Annotated in this window: 21 protein-coding genes and 1 riboswitch; of the genes, 16 read left to right on the top strand and 5 right to left on the bottom strand. The window is 63.6% G+C overall.

Annotation, left to right across the window (positions count from 1 at the left end; genetic code table 11):
• The first annotated feature begins 144 nt into the window (after positions 1 to 144).
• The 9 genes from CBW24_RS03490 to CBW24_RS03530 all read left to right on the top strand — a co-directional run bounded on the left by CBW24_RS03490 (position 145) and on the right by CBW24_RS03530 (position 8,611).
• Positions 145 to 915 carry an IclR family transcriptional regulator gene (locus tag CBW24_RS03490; RefSeq protein ID WP_097372692.1) on the top strand — a complete coding sequence of 257 codons (771 nt, stop codon included), beginning with the start codon at positions 145 to 147 and terminating at the stop codon, positions 913 to 915.
• Complete coding sequence (locus CBW24_RS03495) at positions 912 to 2,630, top strand: serine/threonine-protein kinase (RefSeq protein ID WP_097372693.1); 1,719 nt, start codon at positions 912 to 914, stop codon at positions 2,628 to 2,630. The genes CBW24_RS03490 and CBW24_RS03495 overlap by 4 nt, the downstream gene beginning before the upstream one ends.
• Positions 2,627 to 3,325, top strand: a complete 699-nt coding sequence (locus tag CBW24_RS03500) for a hypothetical protein (RefSeq protein WP_097372694.1) — start codon at positions 2,627 to 2,629, stop codon at positions 3,323 to 3,325. Before CBW24_RS03495 ends, CBW24_RS03500 begins: the two co-directional genes overlap by 4 nt.
• A complete protein-coding gene (locus CBW24_RS03505) occupies positions 3,322 to 4,320 on the top strand; it encodes a membrane dipeptidase (RefSeq protein ID WP_088663404.1) in 999 nt (332 codons plus the stop codon). Before CBW24_RS03500 ends, CBW24_RS03505 begins: the two co-directional genes overlap by 4 nt.
• On the top strand, positions 4,317 to 5,360 hold the full coding sequence (locus CBW24_RS03510) for an ABC transporter substrate-binding protein (RefSeq protein ID WP_088663403.1): 1,044 nt from the start codon (positions 4,317 to 4,319) through the stop codon (positions 5,358 to 5,360). The genes CBW24_RS03505 and CBW24_RS03510 overlap by 4 nt, the downstream gene beginning before the upstream one ends.
• Positions 5,361 to 5,439: 79 nt before the next feature.
• Positions 5,440 to 6,315, top strand: a complete 876-nt coding sequence (locus tag CBW24_RS03515) for an ABC transporter permease (protein ID WP_088663402.1) — start codon at positions 5,440 to 5,442, stop codon at positions 6,313 to 6,315.
• Positions 6,316 to 6,325: 10 nt separating this feature from the next.
• Positions 6,326 to 7,132, top strand: coding sequence for an ABC transporter permease (locus tag CBW24_RS03520; RefSeq protein ID WP_088663401.1), 807 nt, complete (start codon positions 6,326 to 6,328; stop codon positions 7,130 to 7,132).
• 1 nt (position 7,133) lies between these two features.
• Entirely contained in the window at positions 7,134 to 8,204 is a 1,071-nt protein-coding gene (locus tag CBW24_RS03525; protein WP_097372695.1) for an ABC transporter ATP-binding protein, read from the top strand.
• A complete protein-coding gene (locus tag CBW24_RS03530) occupies positions 8,201 to 8,611 on the top strand; it encodes a Rid family hydrolase (protein WP_097372696.1) in 411 nt (136 codons plus the stop codon). The genes CBW24_RS03525 and CBW24_RS03530 overlap by 4 nt, the downstream gene beginning before the upstream one ends.
• A gap of 72 nt (positions 8,612 to 8,683) precedes the next feature.
• Here the strand turns inward: CBW24_RS03530 and CBW24_RS03535 are convergent, their stop codons facing one another.
• The 3 genes from CBW24_RS03535 to CBW24_RS03545 are packed head-to-tail and all read right to left on the bottom strand — an operon-like array spanning position 8,684 to position 11,873.
• On the bottom strand, positions 8,684 to 9,361 hold the full coding sequence (locus tag CBW24_RS03535; protein ID WP_097372697.1) for a D-lyxose/D-mannose family sugar isomerase: 678 nt from the start codon (positions 9,359 to 9,361) through the stop codon (positions 8,684 to 8,686).
• A gap of 17 nt (positions 9,362 to 9,378) precedes the next feature.
• A complete protein-coding gene (locus CBW24_RS03540; protein WP_157773036.1) occupies positions 9,379 to 10,332 on the bottom strand; it encodes a DUF4432 family protein in 954 nt (317 codons plus the stop codon).
• Entirely contained in the window at positions 10,329 to 11,873 is a 1,545-nt protein-coding gene (locus CBW24_RS03545) for a sulfatase family protein (protein WP_232530080.1), read from the bottom strand. The genes CBW24_RS03540 and CBW24_RS03545 overlap by 4 nt, the downstream gene beginning before the upstream one ends.
• Positions 11,874 to 11,963: 90 nt before the next feature.
• Between CBW24_RS03545 and CBW24_RS03550 the strand changes: the two genes are divergently transcribed.
• The 7 genes from CBW24_RS03550 to CBW24_RS03580 all read left to right on the top strand — a co-directional run bounded on the left by CBW24_RS03550 (position 11,964) and on the right by CBW24_RS03580 (position 18,694).
• Positions 11,964 to 12,731 carry a helix-turn-helix domain-containing protein gene (locus CBW24_RS03550; protein ID WP_097372700.1) on the top strand — a complete coding sequence of 256 codons (768 nt, stop codon included), beginning with the start codon at positions 11,964 to 11,966 and terminating at the stop codon, positions 12,729 to 12,731.
• A 30-nt stretch (positions 12,732 to 12,761) separates the two neighbouring features.
• Positions 12,762 to 14,018 (top strand): ABC transporter substrate-binding protein, encoded by a 1,257-nt coding sequence (locus CBW24_RS03555; RefSeq protein ID WP_088663394.1) that lies wholly within the window; start codon positions 12,762 to 12,764, stop codon positions 14,016 to 14,018.
• Positions 14,019 to 14,098: 80 nt separating this feature from the next.
• Positions 14,099 to 14,992 carry a carbohydrate ABC transporter permease gene (locus CBW24_RS03560; protein ID WP_088663393.1) on the top strand — a complete coding sequence of 298 codons (894 nt, stop codon included), beginning with the start codon at positions 14,099 to 14,101 and terminating at the stop codon, positions 14,990 to 14,992.
• A 4-nt stretch (positions 14,993 to 14,996) separates the two neighbouring features.
• Entirely contained in the window at positions 14,997 to 15,821 is an 825-nt protein-coding gene (locus CBW24_RS03565) for a carbohydrate ABC transporter permease (RefSeq protein ID WP_088663392.1), read from the top strand.
• 11 nt (positions 15,822 to 15,832) lie between these two features.
• The gene (locus CBW24_RS03570) at positions 15,833 to 16,918 is read left to right on the top strand and encodes an ABC transporter ATP-binding protein (RefSeq protein WP_097372701.1); all 1,086 of its coding nucleotides are present in this window, start codon (positions 15,833 to 15,835) and stop codon (positions 16,916 to 16,918) included.
• An 83-nt stretch (positions 16,919 to 17,001) separates the two neighbouring features.
• Positions 17,002 to 17,970 carry a formylglycine-generating enzyme family protein gene (locus tag CBW24_RS03575; protein ID WP_232530082.1) on the top strand — a complete coding sequence of 323 codons (969 nt, stop codon included), beginning with the start codon at positions 17,002 to 17,004 and terminating at the stop codon, positions 17,968 to 17,970.
• 51 nt (positions 17,971 to 18,021) lie between these two features.
• Positions 18,022 to 18,153, top strand: a riboswitch (FMN riboswitch).
• A 67-nt stretch (positions 18,154 to 18,220) separates the two neighbouring features.
• A complete protein-coding gene (locus CBW24_RS03580) occupies positions 18,221 to 18,694 on the top strand; it encodes a 6,7-dimethyl-8-ribityllumazine synthase (RefSeq protein ID WP_097372702.1) in 474 nt (157 codons plus the stop codon).
• A 49-nt stretch (positions 18,695 to 18,743) separates the two neighbouring features.
• On the opposite strand, the gene CBW24_RS03585 is transcribed toward CBW24_RS03580, so the two are convergent.
• Both CBW24_RS03585 and CBW24_RS03590 read right to left on the bottom strand, forming a co-directional pair.
• Positions 18,744 to 19,664 carry an MBL fold metallo-hydrolase gene (locus CBW24_RS03585; protein WP_097372703.1) on the bottom strand — a complete coding sequence of 307 codons (921 nt, stop codon included), beginning with the start codon at positions 19,662 to 19,664 and terminating at the stop codon, positions 18,744 to 18,746.
• Positions 19,664 to 20,104 (bottom strand): YeeE/YedE family protein, encoded by a 441-nt coding sequence (locus tag CBW24_RS03590; RefSeq protein ID WP_097372704.1) that lies wholly within the window; start codon positions 20,102 to 20,104, stop codon positions 19,664 to 19,666. The genes CBW24_RS03585 and CBW24_RS03590 overlap by 1 nt, the downstream gene beginning before the upstream one ends.

Below are 20,104 nucleotides of genomic sequence, written 5' to 3' on the forward strand. Positions count from 1 at the left end.
GGTGCGAGATCTGCTCAAAAAACCATCCGAACTGCCGCTAGGTCAAAAATTTAATGATGCAGAATCAAGCGCCAAGCGCCGCAGCCGGTCTGCGGCCACGGATAAAGTTTGACAAAGCTTCAGTCGATCTGAAGTATATTTGTTATGGATACGTCATATTCAAATAGAATACAAGAGCCGGAACGCAAGGGCGTGCGACCGCTGTCCACTGCGGTGAAGACGCTCGACGTGCTGACGTTTTTCGCGCAGCAATCCCGGCCTCTCCGGCTGGGCGAGGTCGCTTCGGCGATGGAGCTGTCGCGCGCCACGGCCTACCAACGGCTGCTGACCTTGGCCGAGGCTGGCTGGCTTGATCAGGATGCCTCCGGCGCTTACCGTTTGACGATGCTGGCCACGCGGCTGGCAGCAGCAGCGCTGGAGCAGGGCGATCTGGGCAGCCGGGTGGAACCGTCGCTGGGTAAGCTCGCCAGCCGGCTCGATGAAACCGTTTCGCTTGCCGTGCTTGACCGGGGCCAGCCCTGCATCGTCGCACGGGTGGAGGCCGACACACTGCTGCGCGCGGTGCAGAAGATCGGGACATTGCTGTCGCTGGCGGGTTCGGCCTCGGGGCGGGTTCTGTGCGCCTTTGCCGAAGACCACACGCTCGACCGGCTGCGCAACGGACCGCACCCGCTGCCCGATGAGGAGGTTATGCAGGCCGTGCGTATGCAGGGCTATGCGGTGTCCTCCGGCTACACGGAATCGGGCGTCGTCGGCGTGGCCGTGCCAGTATTCGATGCGCGCGGGCAAGTGACCGCCGCCGTCTCGCTCGTCCAGCCTGAAAGCCGCTTCGATATCGAAACCTGCCGCGCGCCGATGCTCGACGCCGCCGCCGAAATTACGGCGATCCTACAGGGAAGACAGATAGACCCATGACTGCCGCGCTTCATCAGTATGACGCCACCGGGCGTCCGACCCTGCGCAATCCGCAGGTTCTCATGCGGCCCGAGCGCCTTGCCGCCATGCAGCCAAGCCGGTTGAGCGGGACGTGGTCGGTGATGAACCGCATGATCGCGGAACGCTGGGACATCCGGCTGGAGCGCATGGACGTGGATGCCGAGGCCAACGGCACGATCCTCTACAGCATCCGCATCGGCGACCATGAATTCAGCTTCATCGCCTTTTCGCGGGCCCCCAATCCCGAAGCACGCACCGGACGGATCATCGGGCGGTCGTGGGACATGATGGGCACGCTCAACGAGGGCCCCGCGACCGCGGACACGATCGAGGCCGCGCGCCGTGAAATTCCGCTGCTCTATCGTGGGCGGGCGACGCCGAATGCATTGGTCTGGTGCCGCTCGAACCGGTCGATGCGGGTGTTCAACGGGGTGCTCGACGCGCTGTGCGACGGGCGTCAGCCACAGGTCGAAGACCTCAATCAGGTTTGTTACCTGATGCGGAATACCGGCCTCGATGGCAACGGCACGTTCGGGACGCGCGCCTTCCCGGCATTGGGGCCGGATCATCCGCTAGGCGGAATGCTACAGGCGCAGATCCTCAACGCCTATCTGATGCGCGAACTGTCCTGCGATCTGGTGGAGCATCTGGCGAAGCTGCGGTCCGACCGCGCAGTGCCGCTCGACCCGGCGATCCGGCGGTATATCGGGGTTGGCAACGGCTCCGCGCTGGGGCTGATCTTTTATGTGCAGAAGCATCCGCGGCTGCTGAATTCGTGGATCACTGCCCGCGAAACCGCGATTGCCGAAGCGCTGGCGCTGAAACTGGATGCGGGCGATTTGCGCATTTCGCGGTTGGCCGATCTGCTGCGCCGGGCGATCCGTTTCCGCCGCGAAGACCGCATGATGTATGAAACCTTCGCGTCCTCTGCCGAGGTGGCGGCGGATCTGGAAACCCTGCTGCCCCGGCTGGAGGAGTTGTTCGAGACCGGGCAGATCGACGGGGCCGACAGGGCCTATCCGCTCGATACGCTGGCCCGGGATTGCGCGGAACGGATGCAGCCCGAAAGCTACGAATGTTTCCTGTCGCTGATCATGGAACTGACCCCTGACGTGGCGGATGCCGGGGCGCGGGACGTCTCTGGCGCCGATGAGCTGGATGTGGATGTCAGCGCCACGGTCGGCGCGCTGCGGGATCTGATCCGCCGCGACTATGGCTGGGCGCTGGAGATCGACATGCAGGCCGAGGGCGCGCGCGATTACGTCTGGTATAAATCCGCCACCGCCGAAGAGCCGCGCCGTGGATTGCGCTCCGAAGTGCCCGAAGCGCGCGATCTGGGGCTGGATCTGGTGCGCGCGACGCAGAAGCTGAGCGCCGATCTGGACTCCGCACCCGCCGAGGAGGGGCTGGCCCGGTTCCTGCTGCGCCATCCCGAACACCGGTTCTATGTGGCCCGCGCCCAAAGCCTCGCTACCGCGCGCTATCACACGCCGATGGCCAATATCGATGCGGCGGATTTCACCCCGATCGATCTGGTGCGGCTGATGAACGTCGCGCTGCACGGCATCGACAAGACCCGCGACTACCTGCAACGCAATCTGCGCGGGGTGCTGTTCCACGGGGCACCGACGCGGGACGATCTGCGGGCCGGGGCAGGCGCGGACTGGTTTTTCCCCGGGGAGCCTCAGCAATGACCGATACGATCCTGCGCGTGATGCCGCGTGAAATGCGGCTGATGTCCGAACGCATCCTGTCGCTTACCACGCTGCCCAAGGGTTTTGCGCTGATGGTGGGCGATATGGCGATGTATTCGCAGGCGATGGGGCTGGGCGGGTTCGCGCTGCTGCTGGACCGGATGGACCAGTTGGCGACGGCGAACCCGGCCCGGCTGGTGTTGAACGATAACGGCGCCTTGGTTCTGGATGCGCAGGGGGAACATGGCTGGATCGTCGTGCCCTCGCTGATGGATCTGTTGGAAGAGCAACTGTTGCACGGGCCAACAGCGACGATTGCGTTCGTCAACGTGACTGACGCGGCGGAGCTGCGCGTGGCCTGCGGGTTGGGGCAGCGGCGCGGATTGAAGATCAGCTTCGACGGTGCGCGGGCGACGGCCACACGGGCGGCGGTGGCCGACCCGGTGCTGGACCGGGTGATGGCCCATGGCTGTGACATCCCGGCGGCGTTCTGGTGGAAGCTCTATCAAACCGCCCAGACCGCACTGACCCCCGACAGCGTCGTATCGCGCCGCCATGCGGGCGTGAACATCGTGCTCGATGACGGGCGGGTCATTGGCCGCAGCGACAATGACGACGACACGGATACGCGGTTCATCTCCCGCCCCGACACGCCGACCGAAACCGAAACCGCACGCCGGGGAGCGAATGAATGACCATGATTGACGGGCTTGAATGCGGACCTTTTGACCGCGAGTCCTTTCTCAGGCTGAAGGCCGCTGGGGTGCATGGGGTCGTGGTGACCTGTGGTTTCTGGGAAGGCGCGCTGGAGAGCCTCGACAGTCTGGGCCGCTGGCGTGATCTGGTGCGCGACAATGCCGATGTCACCTGCATGGGGGACACGCCCGAGGCCATCGAGCGGGCAGCCGAAGAAGGCCGGGTCGCGGCGATCATGGGATTTCAGAACGCCAACCTGTTCGAAGGCCGCATTCGTCTGGTGGAGATGTTCGCCGAACTGGGCGTGCGCGTGGTGCAGCTGACCTACAACAACCAGAACGAACTGGCGGGCTCCTGCTACGAGGCCGAAGATAGCGGCCTGTCGCGCTTCGGCGCCGAAGTGGTCCGAGAGATGAACCGCCAAGGTATGCTGATCGATTGCAGCCATGTGGGCGACCGCTCCACGCTCGATGCGATCAAGGCCAGCGAGAAGCCTGTGGCCGTCACTCACGCCAATGCCGCAAGCCTGTTTCCGCATAAGCGCAACAAATCCGACAAGGTGCTGCACGCGCTGCGCGACACCGGCGGTGTGATCGGCTGTGCGGCCTACCGCAATATCACCGGCGATTACTATTCCGGGCCGATCGAGCAGTGGTGCGAAATGGTCGCGCGCACGGTCGAGATCGCAGGCATCGACAGCGTCGCGATTGGCACCGATCGCGGGCACAACATGGATCGCGCCATCTATGACTGGATGCGCATGGGCCGCTGGACGCGGGGTGTCGATTACGGCGCTGCCTCCGCCGCCCGCCCGGGCAAGGCCCCGCCGCCCGACTGGTTTCAGGAATTGGAGGACATGCGGGTAATCCCCGATGGTCTCCGCTCCGTGGGGTTCAATAACGAAGAGGTCGAAAAGATCCTCCACGGCAACTGGATGCGCCTTTACCGCGCAACCTTCAGAACGTCCGACAGATATGAGGAAACCCAACAATGACCAAGTTCACGGACCCCACCGGCCTGTCGCGCCGCAGCTTCCTGAGTGGCACCGCCGCGCTTGCAGGCTCCGCATTTGCAGCCCCGCATATCGTGCGGGCGCAGTCCGACATGCTCTATATCAACTCTTGGGGCGGATCGTGGCTGGAAGCTGCCACCGCGAACCTGTTCGATCCGTTCAGCGCCGAAACGGGGATCGAGATTTCGACCGTTTCGCCGGTGTCCTTTGCCAAGCTCGCGGCACAGGTGCGCACCGGGGTGTACGAATTCGACGTGACCTCGCTGGGCGGTGGCGACATCGTTCGCGCCAATCAGGCGGGCCTGCTGGAAGATATCGCAGCCCCCTATGAAGGTGGCGTGTTTGAAAACGGCGTCGCCAGCCATGCCTTCGCCACCGTGCTGGGCTGGCGCACCGATAAATGGGATGGAGACGCGCCGCAGTCCTGGGCCGATTTCTGGGATGTGGAACGCTTCCCCGGCAACCGGTCGCTGCAACGCTACCCGGCCCGTATCCTGCCGCTGGCGCTTTTGGCCGATGGGGTCGCGCCGGAGGATCTCTATCCGCTCGACATCGAACGCGCGTTCGCCAAACTGGACGAGATCAAGGACCATATCACCGTGTGGTGGACCGCCGGGGCGCAGTCCGAGCAGATCCTGCGCGACGGCGAAGTCGACATGATCGGCATCTGGCACGGCAACTATTTCCGGGCCGAGGATGCGGGCGCGCCGGTGGCGATGACGTGGAACCAAGCCGAGATCGAGCGCGCCTATTGGGTCGTGGCCAAGGACACGCCCAACATGGACGCCGCAAAGGCGTTCGTGGAATTCGCGACCTCGCCCGAGGCGCTGGCCGGGTTCGTGTCACAGGCGAATTACGGCGCGCTGAACCCTGCCGCCAACGAATTCATCCCCGACACCGCCAAGCCGCGCATGCCCACCGCGCCGGAAAACTACCCCCAGACCTTTGAGCAGGACATGCTCAACTGGGGCGGCGATCCCGAAGAGGTGTCGATGCGCTTCGAGGAGTGGCTGGCCTACTGATCGCGGCCCGTCCACCCCGCAGCCGCCCCCTGTCCACCACGGGGGGCGGCTCCTTCCCACCCGATCCGAAAGTCCCGCGATGACCGCAGTGTCCGAAAATCCAGTGCTGACCGGCAGTGCCGCCGCCCGGCCGGAGCGGAGCAGTCTCACCCCTTGGCTTTTGCTCGCTCCGCTGGCCGCGTATCTGCTGATCTTCTTTCTCGTGCCGCTGGCGCAGGTCGCGATGATGAGTGTGACGGAGCCCACGACCGGCCTTGGCAATTACGAGAAGGTTCTGACCTCGCCGCTCTATCGCAAGGTGTTTCTCAACACCTTCTCCACCGCGCTGCTGGTCACCGTTTGCTGTCTGCTTGTCGGCTATCCGCTGGCCTATCTGATGGTGCATACCACGCGGCGCCGGGCGATGATGATCCTGCTGCTGATTACCATGAGCTTCTGGACCTCGTTTCTGGTGCGCACCTATGCGTGGATGGTGCTGCTGGGTCGTAACGGCCCGCTGTCATGGGTGTTTCTGCAACTGGGCTGGGACGAGCCGCCGCAAATGCTGTTCACGCGGTTCGCGTCGACGCTGGCGATGGTCCACATCCTCGCGCCCTACATGATCATGAACATCTATTCTGTTATGCAGAAGATCGATCCGTCACTGGTGCGATCCGCTGAGAGCATGGGCGCGCGGGGCCGGTCGCTGTTTCGCCATATCTACCTGCCGCTCAGCGCGCCGGGGATCGCCAATGGCTCGGTTCTGGTCTTCGTGATCTGCCTTGGTTTCTACGTCACGCCGGTTCTGCTTGGCTCGCCGCGCGAACAGATGGCTGCCGGTCTGATCGGACGGCAGATCGAGGAGTTCCTCGCCTTCGGGCCCGGCTCCGCCATGGCGATGGTGCTGCTGGTGGTGACGCTGGTCATCCTTGCGATCTACCACCGCCGCTTCGGCCTCGACAAACTTTACGGATGAGGGGGCAGTCATGAACGCGAGCTTCAAACTGATCGGCCTGCTGGTGGTGATCTTCATCGCCGCGCCGCTGGTCATCGTGGTGCCGATGTCACTGTCATCCGCGCCGTCGCTGCAATTTCCGCCGCCGGGCTACTGGCTGGGCTATTACGCGCAGTATTTCTCGGACCCGACATGGCTGCGCCCGACCTACAACAGCATCGTCATCGCGCTGGCCAATACGGTGCTGACCATGCTGCTCGTGGTGCCCGCGACATTCGCGCTGGTGCGGCATAAATTCTGGGGCAAGAGCCTCGCCAATGTGATGATGATGATGCCGATGGCGGTGCCGCATATCGTCATGGCGATCGGATACTATTCCTATTTCGGCCAGCTAGGCATCGTGTTCTCCAAGCTGGGCGTGATCCTTGCCCACACCTGCCTGTCGGTGCCGATCACCTTCCTTGTGCTGTCGGCGAACCTGAAGGGGTTCGACCGTACGCTGGAACGCGCCGCGCGGTCGCTGGGGGCGACACCGACGCAGACATTTATCCACGTCACCCTGCCGATCCTGCGTCCGGGGCTGCTGATCTCGTCGCTGTTCGCCTTCATCCAGTCCTTCGACGAAACCGTCGTCGCGATCTTTATCTCGGGGCGCGATGCGGAAACCCTGCCGCGCAAGATGTTCGACAGCATCCGGCAGGAGGCCGATCCGGTCATCGCCGTGATTTCCACCCTGCTGTTTCTGGTGGTGCTGGCCGGTCTTCTTGCGCCGCATGTCGCGCGCCTCATCCGTCGGCTGATCGGCCGTCCGGCCACCCACACCGAACCTCGGAGCTGACATGACCAGCTATTTGCAACTTTCTGGTCTCAACAAGACCTTCGGCACGTTCACCGCCCTCGAAGACGTCAATCTCGACGTGCAGAAGGGCGAGTTCATCACCTTCCTCGGCCCGTCCGGGTCGGGCAAGACCACGACGCTGATGATCATCGCAGGCTTCGAGAAGGCCACGCGCGGTGCGATCACGCTGGAAGGGCAGTCCATCGCGGCCCTTGCCCCGCAGGATCGCAATATCGGCATCGTGTTCCAGAATTACGCGCTGTTTCCGCATAAGACCGCCGAGGAGAACGTCTATTTCCCGCTGCAAATGCGCAAGGTGAAGCGGGCCAAGGGCATGGCACAGGCGCGGCGGATGCTGGAACTTGTCGGACTTGGCGGGTTCGAGCATCGCTACCCGAAGGAGCTGTCAGGCGGCCAGCAACAGCGCGTCGCACTGGCCCGCGCGCTGGTGTTCGAGCCCGATCTGCTGCTGCTCGACGAGCCTCTGGGTGCGCTCGACAAGAACCTGCGCGAATCCATGCAGATCGAAATCAAGCGGATTCAAAAAACGCTGGGCGTCACTACGATCTTTGTCACCCATGATCAGACCGAGGCGATGTCGATGTCCGACCGGATCGTCGTGTTCTCCAATGGTCGGATCGAACAGGCCGGCGCGCCGCTGGAGATCTATCATAAGCCGTCGACCCGGTTCGTTGCGGATTTCATCGGCGAAAGCAATCTGGTCCCGGCGACCATCACCGACCCCGCCGCGCAGATGGCCGAAAGCCCGCTTCTGGGCGCGGTGAGCTACGCCGCCACAGAAGGCCCCGCCGTGAGCGCCGGGCAGGAGGTGACGCTGGTGCTGCGCCCCGAGCATCTGAAACTGTCGCGCGCGCCGCTCGACGGCTACCATTCCGCGCAGATGACTATCGAGACGATCGTCAACTTCGGTGATAGCGGTCTGGTCATCGGGCACAGGGATGGCACCCAGCTGCGCGTGCGGGTGCCGGGCGTCGATGTGGTGATCCTGAAGGAAGGCGATGATTGCTACATTAACTGGACGCAGGATCATGTCTATCTGGTGCAGCAATGAGCGCTGACCTGACGGCCGCCACTTCGCCCGCCGATCTGGTCACGCGGTTCGGCGGCTCGGCGCGCGCGGCGCTGGCCACCGTGGCCGGGGGGGCGGGGTTCTTTGCGGTCACACCGCAGGCTCCCTATGACGACAACCTCACCACGGCGGAGCAAGCGCAGCAGCTTTTCGCCAAGGCCGAAGCGCGCCTGCGGGAGATCGGCTCCGACAAGGGCGCGATGATGTTCGCCACGATCCTTCTGCGCGATATCTCGGACGTGGCGGAGTTCAACGCGGTCTGGGATGCGTGGGTGGCCGATGTCGCCCCGCCCGCCCGCGCCTGTTTCGAAGCGCGTCTGGCCAGTCCGGCAATGAAGGTCGAATTGATCATCGTCGCCGCCTGCGCGCCCGCCGATACGGCAGGCTGACACGGCAGGCTGACGCGGAACCGCACAATTCGCGCGCCGCAATGCCCCGGCGGCGCGCGATAGGCGTGCGCCTCAGTCCATCCAGGTGGCGTAGTCCGATACCAGCAAATGCTGCGGGGCTTCGTCCTCCTCGATCGAGGCGAAGCGCCCGATATTCATCTCGAAGTCATTGTCGGCGGCGTCGTCGTTGACGGTGGATACTTCGCCGATCAGCACATCGTCGCCTTCGCCCCAGAACGCATGCCAAACGCCGGGCATCAGGGTCACGCTTTCCCCCGGCTCAAGCGCCAGTCGCCCGCCCGCCTGCACCGTGCGCAACTGACCGTCGACCGGCACCGTCACATCGGCAGCCCGGTCTATGGTGCCGTCCTCGGCCCCGGCGAACAGTTCGATCACCAGCTTGCCGCCACCACGGTTGATGATGTCCTCTGCCTTCAGGAAGTGGCGGTGCATCGGCGAAAGCTGGTCGCGGCGGGAGATCATGATCTTCTCCGCGTAGAGCATCCCGCGTCCCGCGCGCAGATCCCCCAGGCGCCCATTGCGGGTGGTGAACAAAAATAGCCCCAGTTCGTCGAACCGCGCCTGACCGTAGTCGGTGATGTCCCAGCCAAGGCCGCGTTCGCGATATTGCCCCCCGGCACGGGCCATCTGTTCGGGGGTGAAATAGGCAAACGGCGGCAGGACATAGCCGAACGACCGGATGAAGGCGTCGGCATCACGCAGGATGCTGTTTACATGGGAGCGTTTCATGATCGGGCTTTCCGGGTTCAGTCGAATGAAAGTGTGAGGCTTGAATGCCATGTCGCACCGGGGGCGAGCCGGGTCCCGGGGCCGCTGGTGCCGTTAGGGCGCAGATCGCAATTGACCGGCTCCAGCGCGAGGATATTGCGGGCCGGGCGGGCATCCCGCCATGTCTGGATATAGGGCAGGGTGTCGCCGCGCGTGGTCAGCCGGGCGCCGATGCCAGGCCAACTGCCCAAAGGCGGACGGTGCAGGGTGATCGCCGCGCCGTGGGTTTCGCGGCAGTGCGGCACATCCGGGGTGCTGGGCGGCGGCTTATCGCCCGCCGCGTCGATCCCCATCAGCCGGTCAGCGCCCAGCCGCACCTCGCATCCCGGCGCGGCGAGAGGGAAGCCGAAATTCAGATGATAGAGGATCATCATCTCCGCCGGGAGGGCCGAGACATTGGTGACCTCATCCTCGATCATCAGGGAGGCCCCGCCAATGGGCGCGCTCAGCCGCCGCCGCAGCCGCAGGACGGCTCCGCAGGGCATCGGATGGGTGATCTCGCCGGTGACGTGCAGATGCGGCACGGCGGCGTCCCAATCCTCGCCCAGCCCGGTCAGCCGCACGGGTGACAAGGCGAGCGTGCCATGCTGCGCCATGCCGTCGCGCGGGGCGCGGACGTTTTCCAAGCCACAGGTTACCAGAAACCCGGTCAGCGCCCGCTCGCGGTTGTGCTGGTCCCCGGCGGGATGACGCCACCCCACCGGAATGCCCCGGTAATGCAGGCTGCGGATATCAAGACTGGCGTTTTCCTTGACGTCGAATGTCAGCCCGCCGCCGGTGGAGAACGCGATCAGGGGCTGTCCGGCATCGGGACCATCGCGAAGCGCGATCCGCTGCACCGAGGCAAGCTGCCGCAAATCGCCAACCATGTCGGGCAGGCGATGCCGCGCCGCGCGGGGCATGTCGGGCATGGGCGCATGGGACTGGATCACGCCGCTTTGCGCTCCGCTCGGGCGGCGGTGCTGTCATGCTCCGGCACATCGCCGATTTCGGCCATGCGCGTATCTAGCTTGGACAGCATGTCCGAAAACACCTTCGCATAGGCGGGATCATCCGCGACATTGAGCAATTCCAGCGGATCACGGTCGCAATCGAACAGTTCCCATTCCGGCGGCTCGTCCGGGCCGTGGGCACCGGGTTGGTCCAGATCGGAATTATACCAGTAGATCAGCTTATAGCGGTGGCTGCGCAGGCCGTAATGTGCCCAGGCGTTGTGATGCTCGTCCTTGTGCATCCAATAGCGGTGATAGGCGCTGTCGGGCCAATCGGGGCCGGTGGTGCCTTCCAGCAGCGGGCGCATCGAGCGGCCTTGCATATAGCTCGGCACCGGCAGGCCCGCGTAATCCAGAAAGGTGGGCGCGAAATCGACATTGGTTGCCATGTCCTTGGCCACCGTGCCGGGTGCGATTGCGGCGGGGTAACGGATCAGGAACGGCATTTGCAGCGATTCCTCATACATGAACCGTTTGTCGAACCAGCCATGTTCCCCAAGGAAGAACCCCTGATCCGAGGTGTAGATGACGATGGTGTTTTCGGCGAGGCCTTCGGCATCCAGCCAGTCCAGCATGCGTCCGACATTCTCATCGACGGCGTGGATCGTGGCGAGGTAGCGCTTCATGTAGCGTTGATATTTGAAGAGGGCGAGTTCCTCTTCGGTCTCGAAGGTGTAGTTCTCGCCGGTGTGCCGGTCGATCAGGACCAGCCCGCGCGGATCGTCGGGATGCGGCACGCGGCGGTCGGTGTCGCCGGGCACGCACAGCTCGCCCACTTCCGCGCCGCCTTCGGGCTGCACCAGCCCCAGATCGGCGTATTTCAGATCCATCCGCACCCGCATCCGGGCCTCGCGCGCGGCACGGGCCCGGTTGGCGTAATCGTCGTTATAGGTTTCGGGCACCGTGATATCGCGCCCCTCGAACATGTCGCGGTCGCGCGGGTGCGGCTCGAAATTGCGGTGCGGGGCCTTGTGATGGCACATCAGGAAGAAGGGGCGGTCGGGATCGCGGTCCCTTAGCCAGCCGAGGCTTTTGTCGGTGATGATGTCGGTGACATAGCCCGGCTCGGTCCGCTCTTCGCCCATCTCGATCATCAGCGGATCGAAATATTCGCCCTGTCCCGGCAGCACCGACCAATAGTCAAAGCCTGTAGGCTCATGGGGCGTGCCTTCGCCCAAGTGCCATTTGCCGATCATGGCGGTCTGATACCCGGACTGGCGCAGATGCTTGGCCACATTGGGCCAGCGGTTGTCGATATGGGTGTCGAGCGTGGTGACGCCGTTCACATGATTATAGGTGCCCGTCAGGATCGCGGCACGGCTGGGCGTGCAGATCGAATTGGTCACATAGCAGTGGTCGAGCCGCATCCCTTCGTTCGCGATTCGGTCGATGCCGGGAGTGGAATTGAGTCCGTGGCCATAGGCCGATATCGCCTTTGAGGCGTGATCGTCGGACATGATAAACAGGATATTCGGTCTCAACTTGGGCTCCATCCCTGATCAAACGTCGTGGTCGAGTGTTGACCATTTTCTCAAATATGGTAATAACAAAACTAAATATAGGAATCAAGAATGTCTGGAGCCTCAAGCAGAGTGGTCGCGATCCTCGAAGTCCTCAGCGGACCGGACGGGGGAGAATTGACCGCGCAGGAAGTGGTCGACCGTGCGGGCCTGCCCGTATCCACGGGCTATCGCATCCTGACCGAGCTTCAGGATCTGGGGCTGGTGCATCGCGGGGCAGGGCGGCGCATTCTCGCAAACTTTAGCTTTGAGCGGCGTCTGCATTGTCCGGGGTTCGATCCCAAGGAACTGGCCGATGCCTGCGCGGATCTGAGCGAGTGCCTGACATCCGCCGCCGAGATCGTGGTTCTGAGCGGGCACAACATGCTGTGGCACATTGTGCAGCAGCATCCCAAGCAGGCAATCCGGCTGCGTGCCTATCCGGGTTTTACCCGCGGGGCCTACGAGCTTGACAGCATTTCGCGGCTGGCACTGGCCCATCGGTCCTTCGAGGTGCTGGAGAAATCGTGGGATACGGGCGCGTTCTACACGCCCGGCGTCGACCGGCGGTCGCTCGACTGGGCCGAAGCGCGGGAGATGATCGCAGCGGTCGATCCCGACGACATGCAATATGACATGATGGGCAACGCCAAGGGCACCCGCCGCTACTGCGTCGCGATCCACGGATCGGATGGCAAGATGGTGTGCCTGCTCACCGTGGCCGAAGCCGCGACGCCGCTGCGCGAGGAGGCACAGCACGTCGCGAATGTGCGGGCCCATCTTATGGCCCGGAAATCCAAGATTGAGAGCGCGTTTTCAGACCCGGCCCAAACCGGCTGATCCGCGCGAAGGTTTAACAGGGAGGATACCATGAAGTTCACGATACCAGCACTGGCCACGGCGGTGGCGCTGACGGCGATGCCCGCGTTCTCGGCGGAGCTTGTCCTGTCGATCGGATCGCGCGGCTACGGCCCGGCGGTTGATCGCAACCTTGCCCGCTACGAAGAAATGCACCCCGATGTCAGCATCGAGTGGAACAAGGTCTCGGACGTTCCGGGCGAGACGCGCAAACTTTACGTCACCAGCCTGACCGCGCAGAGCCCGACGCCCGATATTTTCGCGGTCGATGTGATCTGGGCTGGCGAGTTCGCGCAGCGCGGTTGGCTGGAGCCGCTCAACGGTCTGCTCGACGAGGAAACCATCGGCGCGTTCAACCCCTCGCTGCTGGCAGCCTCCACCGTGGATGACAAAGTGCATGCCTTGCCGCTTTACGCCGATGGCATCCATTTCTTCTACCGCTCCGACCTGCTGGAGAAATACGGCCTCGACGTGCCGCAGACATGGGAAGACGTGGTCGCGGCCTCGAACACCATCACCGAAGGGGAGGCCAACCCGCAGTTCTATGGCTTTGTGTCCATGTGGGCAAAGATCGAAGGCCTGTTCATGAACTGGCTGGCCTTTGCCAATGGCAATGGCGGCGGCTTCTACGATGCCGAGGGCAATGTCGCGGTGAACTCGCCCGCCAATATCGAGGCGACGCAGTTCATGGTAGACCTGCTGCACGAGCACCGCATGGCACCCGATTCCATCCTTAACGCCCGTCCCGACGATGCGCGCACGCTGTTTCAGCAGGGCCGCGCCGCGTTCCTGATGGTTCAGGATTTCGTCTATGCGCCGCTCAGCGCGGAAAACAGCCCCGTCGCCGGGAAGTTCGATTTCACCCGCGTGCCCTATTTCGAAGGCCACGAGGACGCGAATTCGACCACGATGGGCGGCTGGTTCCTGGGCATCAATCCCAACAGCGAAAACAAAGAAGCCGCGGCGGATTTCCTTGCTGATTTCACCGCCAAGGAGCAGCAGCTGACCGCAGCGGTCGAAGACAACCGGGCCCCCACCATTCAGGCCGTCTATGATGACGAGGCGATGGCCGGGAACGAGACGCTGGCGAAGTTCGGCAAGAACTACGACTTCGGCGTGGTGCGCCCGTCGGCTGGAACCGGCAGCGACTACCCCCGCGTGTCCGAGATCATGCAGCTCGAAATCACCAACGCCCTGCACCAGCAAAAGACGGTGGAAGAGGCGCTGAACGACGCGCAGGCGGAGCTTGAGGCCCTGCTGGCCGACTGACCCGACCCGTTCGCGCATTTCTCGATCTCCCGGCGGCATCTGGCCGCCGGGCTGACCGCTTACACCCAAACGGTGGACCCATGAACAGCATCACCTCCCCGCTCGACAGGCGCAGGCACCTGACCGGCATCGCCTTTATCACGCCGACCATGCTCGTGATCATCGCGATCCTCGTCTATCCGATCCTGCAATCCATCATGTTGAGCTTTGGCCAGTCCAGCATCGACGGCTCCGAGCCCTATCAGTTCGTCGGGCTGAAGCATTACGCCGCGCTGGCGCAAAGCGAACGGTTCTGGAATTCGCTCTGGGTGACGCTGCTGTTCACCGGCCTGTCGATCCCGCTGGAATTGGCGATGGGCATCGGGCTTGCCGTTCTGATGAACGAGCATTTCAAATTCAAGGGCATCGCACGGCTGGCCGTGCTGTTCCCATGGGCGCTGCCCACCGCGCTGAACACGCTGATGTGGCGCTGGATGTATAATACCGACTACGGCCTGTTCAACGCCGCCGCATTGCAAAGCGGGCTGGTGGACCGGCCCATCAACTGGCTGGGCGACGAAACGCTTGCGATGGGGTCGATGGTTGTGGTCGCCGTATGGAAAACATCGTCGTTCATGGCGCTGATCATTCTGGCGGGGCTGCAATCCATCCCGCGCGAGCTTTACGAAGCGGGGCGCATGGATGGGATGACCCGCTGGCAGGAATTTCGCGTCATCACCCTGCCGCTGCTGAAGGGGCCGATCCTCGTCGCGCTGATCGTGCGGTCGATGGATGCGCTGCGCACCTTCGAGTTGCCGTTCAACCTGACGGATGGCGGGCCGGTCACGGCGACCGAAAGTCTGTCGCTCTATGCCTATAAGGTGATCTTCGACTTCATCGAGTTCAACTATGGCGCGGCCATCGTGGTTGTGCAGTTCCTCGTCATCTTTGCGATGAGCCTGCTCTACATCCTCACCCTGCGGAACAAGGACTGAGCGCATGAAAACTCGCCCCCGTTTCGGACTTTACGCCTTGGTCATCCTGTCGGTCGTGGTGTCGTTCCTGCCGATCATCTGGCTGATCCTGACCTCGCTGAAAACGACCGAAGGCATCTATGCGTGGCCGCCGCAATACATCCCGCAGCCCTTCACGCTCAAGAACTACATCAACATCTTTACCAATTCTCCGGAGCTGCTGCTTTACGTCGTCAACAGCTTCATCGTGGCGCTGGGCTGCACCGTGCTGGCGCTGACCTTCGGCGGTATGGCGGGCTACGCCCTGTCGCGGCTGGGCATGCGCCGGGCCGGGGTGCTGATGGTGCTGATCCTTGCGGTGTCGATGTTTCCGCCGGTGTCGCTGCTGCCGTCGCTGTTCCAGAACTTCCTCAGCCTTGGCCTGCTGAACACCTATACCGGCCTCATCATCGCGCATACGGGGCTGTTCCTGCCCTTCACCGTGTGGATGCTGGCCAGCTATTTCGCGACCCTCCCCGGCGAAATCGAGGAGGCCGCGCGCATGGATGGCATGGGCGTGTTCCGGATCTTCTGGTCGATCGTCATTCCGCTGTCGTGGCCGGGCTTCGTGGCGACCGGGCTGATCGTGTTCATCTTCTCGTGGAACGAGTTTCCACTGGCGCTGGTGCTGATGACGCAGAACGCCATGCGCACCGCCCCGGTCGGGATCTCGCTCTATCCGGGTGAATATGCCTTCCCGTGGGAGACGATTTCGACTGCGACGGTGCTCGCCATCGTGCCGATCCTCGTCATCACCGCCATCTTCCAGAAACAGATCGTCGGCGGGCTGACCGCAGGCGCAGGTAAGTGAGACCCCTGACCATGACCGAAGTAAAACTGGACCGTATCGGCAAATCCTATGGCGCCGTCGAGGCCGTGCAGCAATTCGATCTGACCATTCGGGAGGGCGAGTTTCTGGTGCTGCTGGGGCCGTCGGGCTGCGGCAAGTCGACAACGCTGCGCATGATCGCGGGGCTGGAAAGCATCACACGGGGCGATCTGCTGATCGGCGGCAAACGCATGAATGATGTCGATCCAAAGGATCGCGGCGTAGCAATGGTGTTTCAGAACTACGCGCTCTACCCGCACAAGACGGTGTTCGACAACATGGCCATGGCGCTAAAGCTGCAGAAGGTCGACGCCGCCGAAATCCGGGACCGGGTCGGGCGCACCGCCGAAATGCTGGGGCTGACCGATTATCTGAACCGCAAACCTGCGGCCTTGTCGGGCGGGCAGCGGCAGCGCGTCGCCATTGGCCGGGCCATCGTGCGGACGCCGAGCGTGTTTCTGTTCGATGAGCCGCTGTCGAACCTCGATGCGAAGCTGCGGGTCAAGATGCGGATGGAATTGCAGGAACTGCATGCGCGGCTTGGGGCGACCTCGGTCTATGTGACCCACGATCAGGTGGAGGCCATGACCCTTGCCGATCGGATCGTCATCATGAATGGCGGCGTCGTGGCGCAGGTGGGCACCCCGCGCGAGGTCTATGACCGTCCGGCGAATGAATTCGTGGCGGGGTTCGTGGGCAGCCCGGCGATGAACTTCCTCGATCTGCGGCGGGACGATACCGGGCGCTGGATCAGCGATTGCGGCAGCATGGTTCTGGCGAGCCTGCCGGTCGATGCGGGCGCGCGGCAGCATGTGCGACTTGGCGTGCGTCCCGAGCATATCGAGGTTTCGGCGGATGGGGGCGCGGGCGCGGGCGAGGCTGGCTACCGCGCCGAGGTGCTGTTGGATGAATTGCTGGGCGCGGATGCGCTGCTGAGCCTTGGCATTGGGCAGGCGCGGCTGTTGGCCCGTGTCGGCGGTCTTGCCCATCCGGTGAAAGGTGACGCAGTGACGATCCGCCTCAACCCCGCGCAGCTGCATGTCTTCGACGCCGATACCGGGGCGGCGATCCGCGCCTGATCCCGGCCCTGGAGCGATCTGTTTGGCAAGCGTCGGTGATCCGCGCATAAAGACGCCATCGCGCAGGACGGGGGCACGGACATATGGAACGGAGTGACGATCATACGGACGGCCCCACCGGGGGATGCTGCGCGCCGGCATCCCGGCAGGCCGCCGCGCCTGCCATTCCCCCCATGCCGGACCGGGCGACCGCCGCCCCCCATCCCCTCCGCGCCAGCGCGCTACGGGTTGAGGGTGGCCGGGCGCTTGTCGGCACCGCCACGCCGCGTCTGCCGCAGGATGGCGAAAGCCCTCTGCGGCGGGTCACGCTCAAACCCTATCTGCTGAGCCCGACCACCGTCACCAATGCCGATTTCGCCGCGTTCATCGACGCGACGGGCTACCGGACAGAGGCCGAGAGGTTCGGCTGGTCGTTTGTGTTCTGGGCGCAGGTGCCGCCCCATGTCGATGCCCCGCACGGGGTGGTCGGTGTGGAATGGTGGCGCCGGGTGGATGGGGCCGACTGGCGCAACATCAACGGTCCCGACACCGCCGAGGCATGGCATCCCGACCACCCGGTGGTGCATGTGTCATGGAACGATGCCCGCGCCTTTGCCCATTGGGCCGGGGGCCGGTTGCCGAGCGAAGCGGAGTGGGAACACGCCGCGCGCGGCGGGCTGGGGGATGTGGCCTACCCGTGGGGGGACACCGACCCTGATGACCGTGACTTCCAGCCCTGCAACATCTGGCAGGGGGATTTCCCGGCTCGGAACCTTGGGCTCGATGGCTATGCGACAACCGCGCCTGCGCGCGCCTTCGCGCCCAATGGCTACGGGTTTTACAACATGGTCGGCAATGTCTGGGAATGGACGGCGGAGCCGTTCCGCATCCGCTCCGTCAAGCGGGCGGTGCAGGCGCGCATGGCGCAAATGAAGGGCTATAAGCTGTCCAAGGGCGGCTCGTTCCTGTGTCACGCAAGCTATTGCTGGCGTTACCGCATCGCGGCGCGGTCGGGCAACTCCCCGGACAGCACCACGACCCATCACGGCTTCCGGCTGGCGTTTGATGTCTGAACCCCGCGCCATATCAGCTTTGACCCAGCACGCCGCATGCTTTAACAAAGGTGCCATTCTCAGGGCGGGGTGAAATTCCCCACCGGCGGTTATAGCCCGCGAGCGCCATCCTTTGGGGTGGGTCAGCAGACACCGGTGAAATTCCGGGGCCGACGGTCATAGTCCGGATGGGAGAGAATGGGTGTTCGGCATAAGCGGCCGAAGGCCCTCTGCGCTCTGGGATCTTGTCATGTGGAAAGGATCTTGAGCTATGACAAAATCCCCTGAATTCGCCTTTATCAAGGCGGGCTGGCATGCCGATATCGTGGATCAGGCGCTGGCCGGGTTCCGGCAGCATCTGACGGACCAAGGCAGCGACGCGACAGTGACGGTCTATGACGTGCCCGGCGCGTTCGAGATGCCGCTGCTGGCCCGCAAACTGGCCGAAACCGGACGCTACGATGCCGTCGTCGCGGCGGCGCTGGTGGTCGATGGAGGTATCTATCGCCACGACTTCGTAGCGCAGGCCGTAGTCAGCGGGCTGATGGAGGCGCAGATGCAGACCGGCGTGCCGGTGCTGTCAGTGTCGCTGACCCCGCATCATTTTCAGCCTACGGCGGAGCATGTGGGTTTCTTTACCGAGCATTTCGTAAAGAAGGGCGCGGAGGCCGCCGGCGCCGCGTTGCAGATCAGCACGCTTCACGCGGGGCTGGCGGGTGCGGCCAAGCCCTCGATCGCCGCGTGATAAGGGCGGTCCTGGGCGCACCGTTGGCACCCCGGACCGGTCTTATACCTCAGTCGAACTTATTGACCGGCAGCTTCAGGTAATGTCCGCCATCGTCTTCGGCCGGGGGCAGGCGGCCGCCGCGCAGGTTGATCTGTAACGCGGCAAGGATGCGGTCGGGCAGGGCCAGCGTCGCGTCCCGCTTCTGTCGGCGCTGGATGTAATCCTCGCGCTTGGTGCCGTCTTTCACATGGATATTGTTGGCCTTGTGCTCGGCCACCGTGGCCTCCCATTGCGGCGTGTCGCGGTCGTCGGTGCCGTAGTCATGGCCGACGAACAGCCGGGTGTCGCCGGGCAGGGCGAGGATGTCTTGCAACGAGTCCCACAGTTCCGCCGTCGTGCCGCCCGGAAAATCCGACCGCGACGTGCCGGCATCGGGCTGCATGAACGTGTCATGCACGAAAGCCGCGTCGCCGCAGACATAGGTGATCGAGCCCAGCGTGTGGCCCGGCGACAGCATCACCCGCATCTCCAGATCGCCCAAGGCAAAGGTTTCGCCTTCCTTGAACAGGCGATCGAAATCCCGCGCTGGATCGAACACGTCATGCAGATTGTAGAGATCGGCCCAGATCTGCGCGATGTCGGGCACAAGCGCGCCGATGGCATTGGGGGCGCCGGTGCGCTCCTTCAGGTGGGCGGAGGCCATGACGTGGTCGGCATGGGGGTGAGTGTCGAGAACCCATTGCACCTCCAGCCCGTGTTCCGCGACCAGATCCATGACCTGATCCATGCTTTCGGTCGAAAAGCGGTAGTTCTTCGGGTCGAAGTTCCACACCACATCAATCAACGCGGCCTTTTTGGTGGCGGGATCGGCGCAGATATACTGGATCGAGCCGGTGTCGGGTTCATAGATGCCCCAGACATCGGGACTGCCCGCCCCGGTGGAGGGCGAATGGCGGACAACGGGTGTGTTGAAGGGATCGTCGCTCATCAGGTCGTTCCTTTCGAGTTGGGGGTCATCAGATCATCGGCATGTCGGGCCAGCCACATTCCGGCCAGCATGAAGGGCACAAAGATCAGCGTGCCGCTTGCGGCGATGGGGAGCGCGGTCAGGGCAGGGCCGGGACAGAACCCGCCCAGCCCCCAGCCGATGCCAAAAATCGCCGCACCGCCGAGCAATTTCGCATCCAGATCCTGCCGGGTGGGCAGGCGAAATTCACGGTCGAAGAACGGCCGCGTCCGGCTGCGCGTGATCCACGCAAAGCCCGGCGCGGTCACAAGGATCGCACCGCCCATGACAAAGGCGAGGCTGGGATCCCATGTGCCGAACAGATCAAGGAAATTCAGGACTTTGGCCGGATCGGACATGCCTGAAACAATCAGGCCCAAGCCAAACAGAAGGCCGGAGAGCAGCGCGAACAATTGTTTCAT

The sequence above is a fragment of the Pacificitalea manganoxidans genome (assembly GCF_002504165.1).
Taxonomy (GTDB): Bacteria; Pseudomonadota; Alphaproteobacteria; order Rhodobacterales; family Rhodobacteraceae; genus Pacificitalea; species Pacificitalea manganoxidans.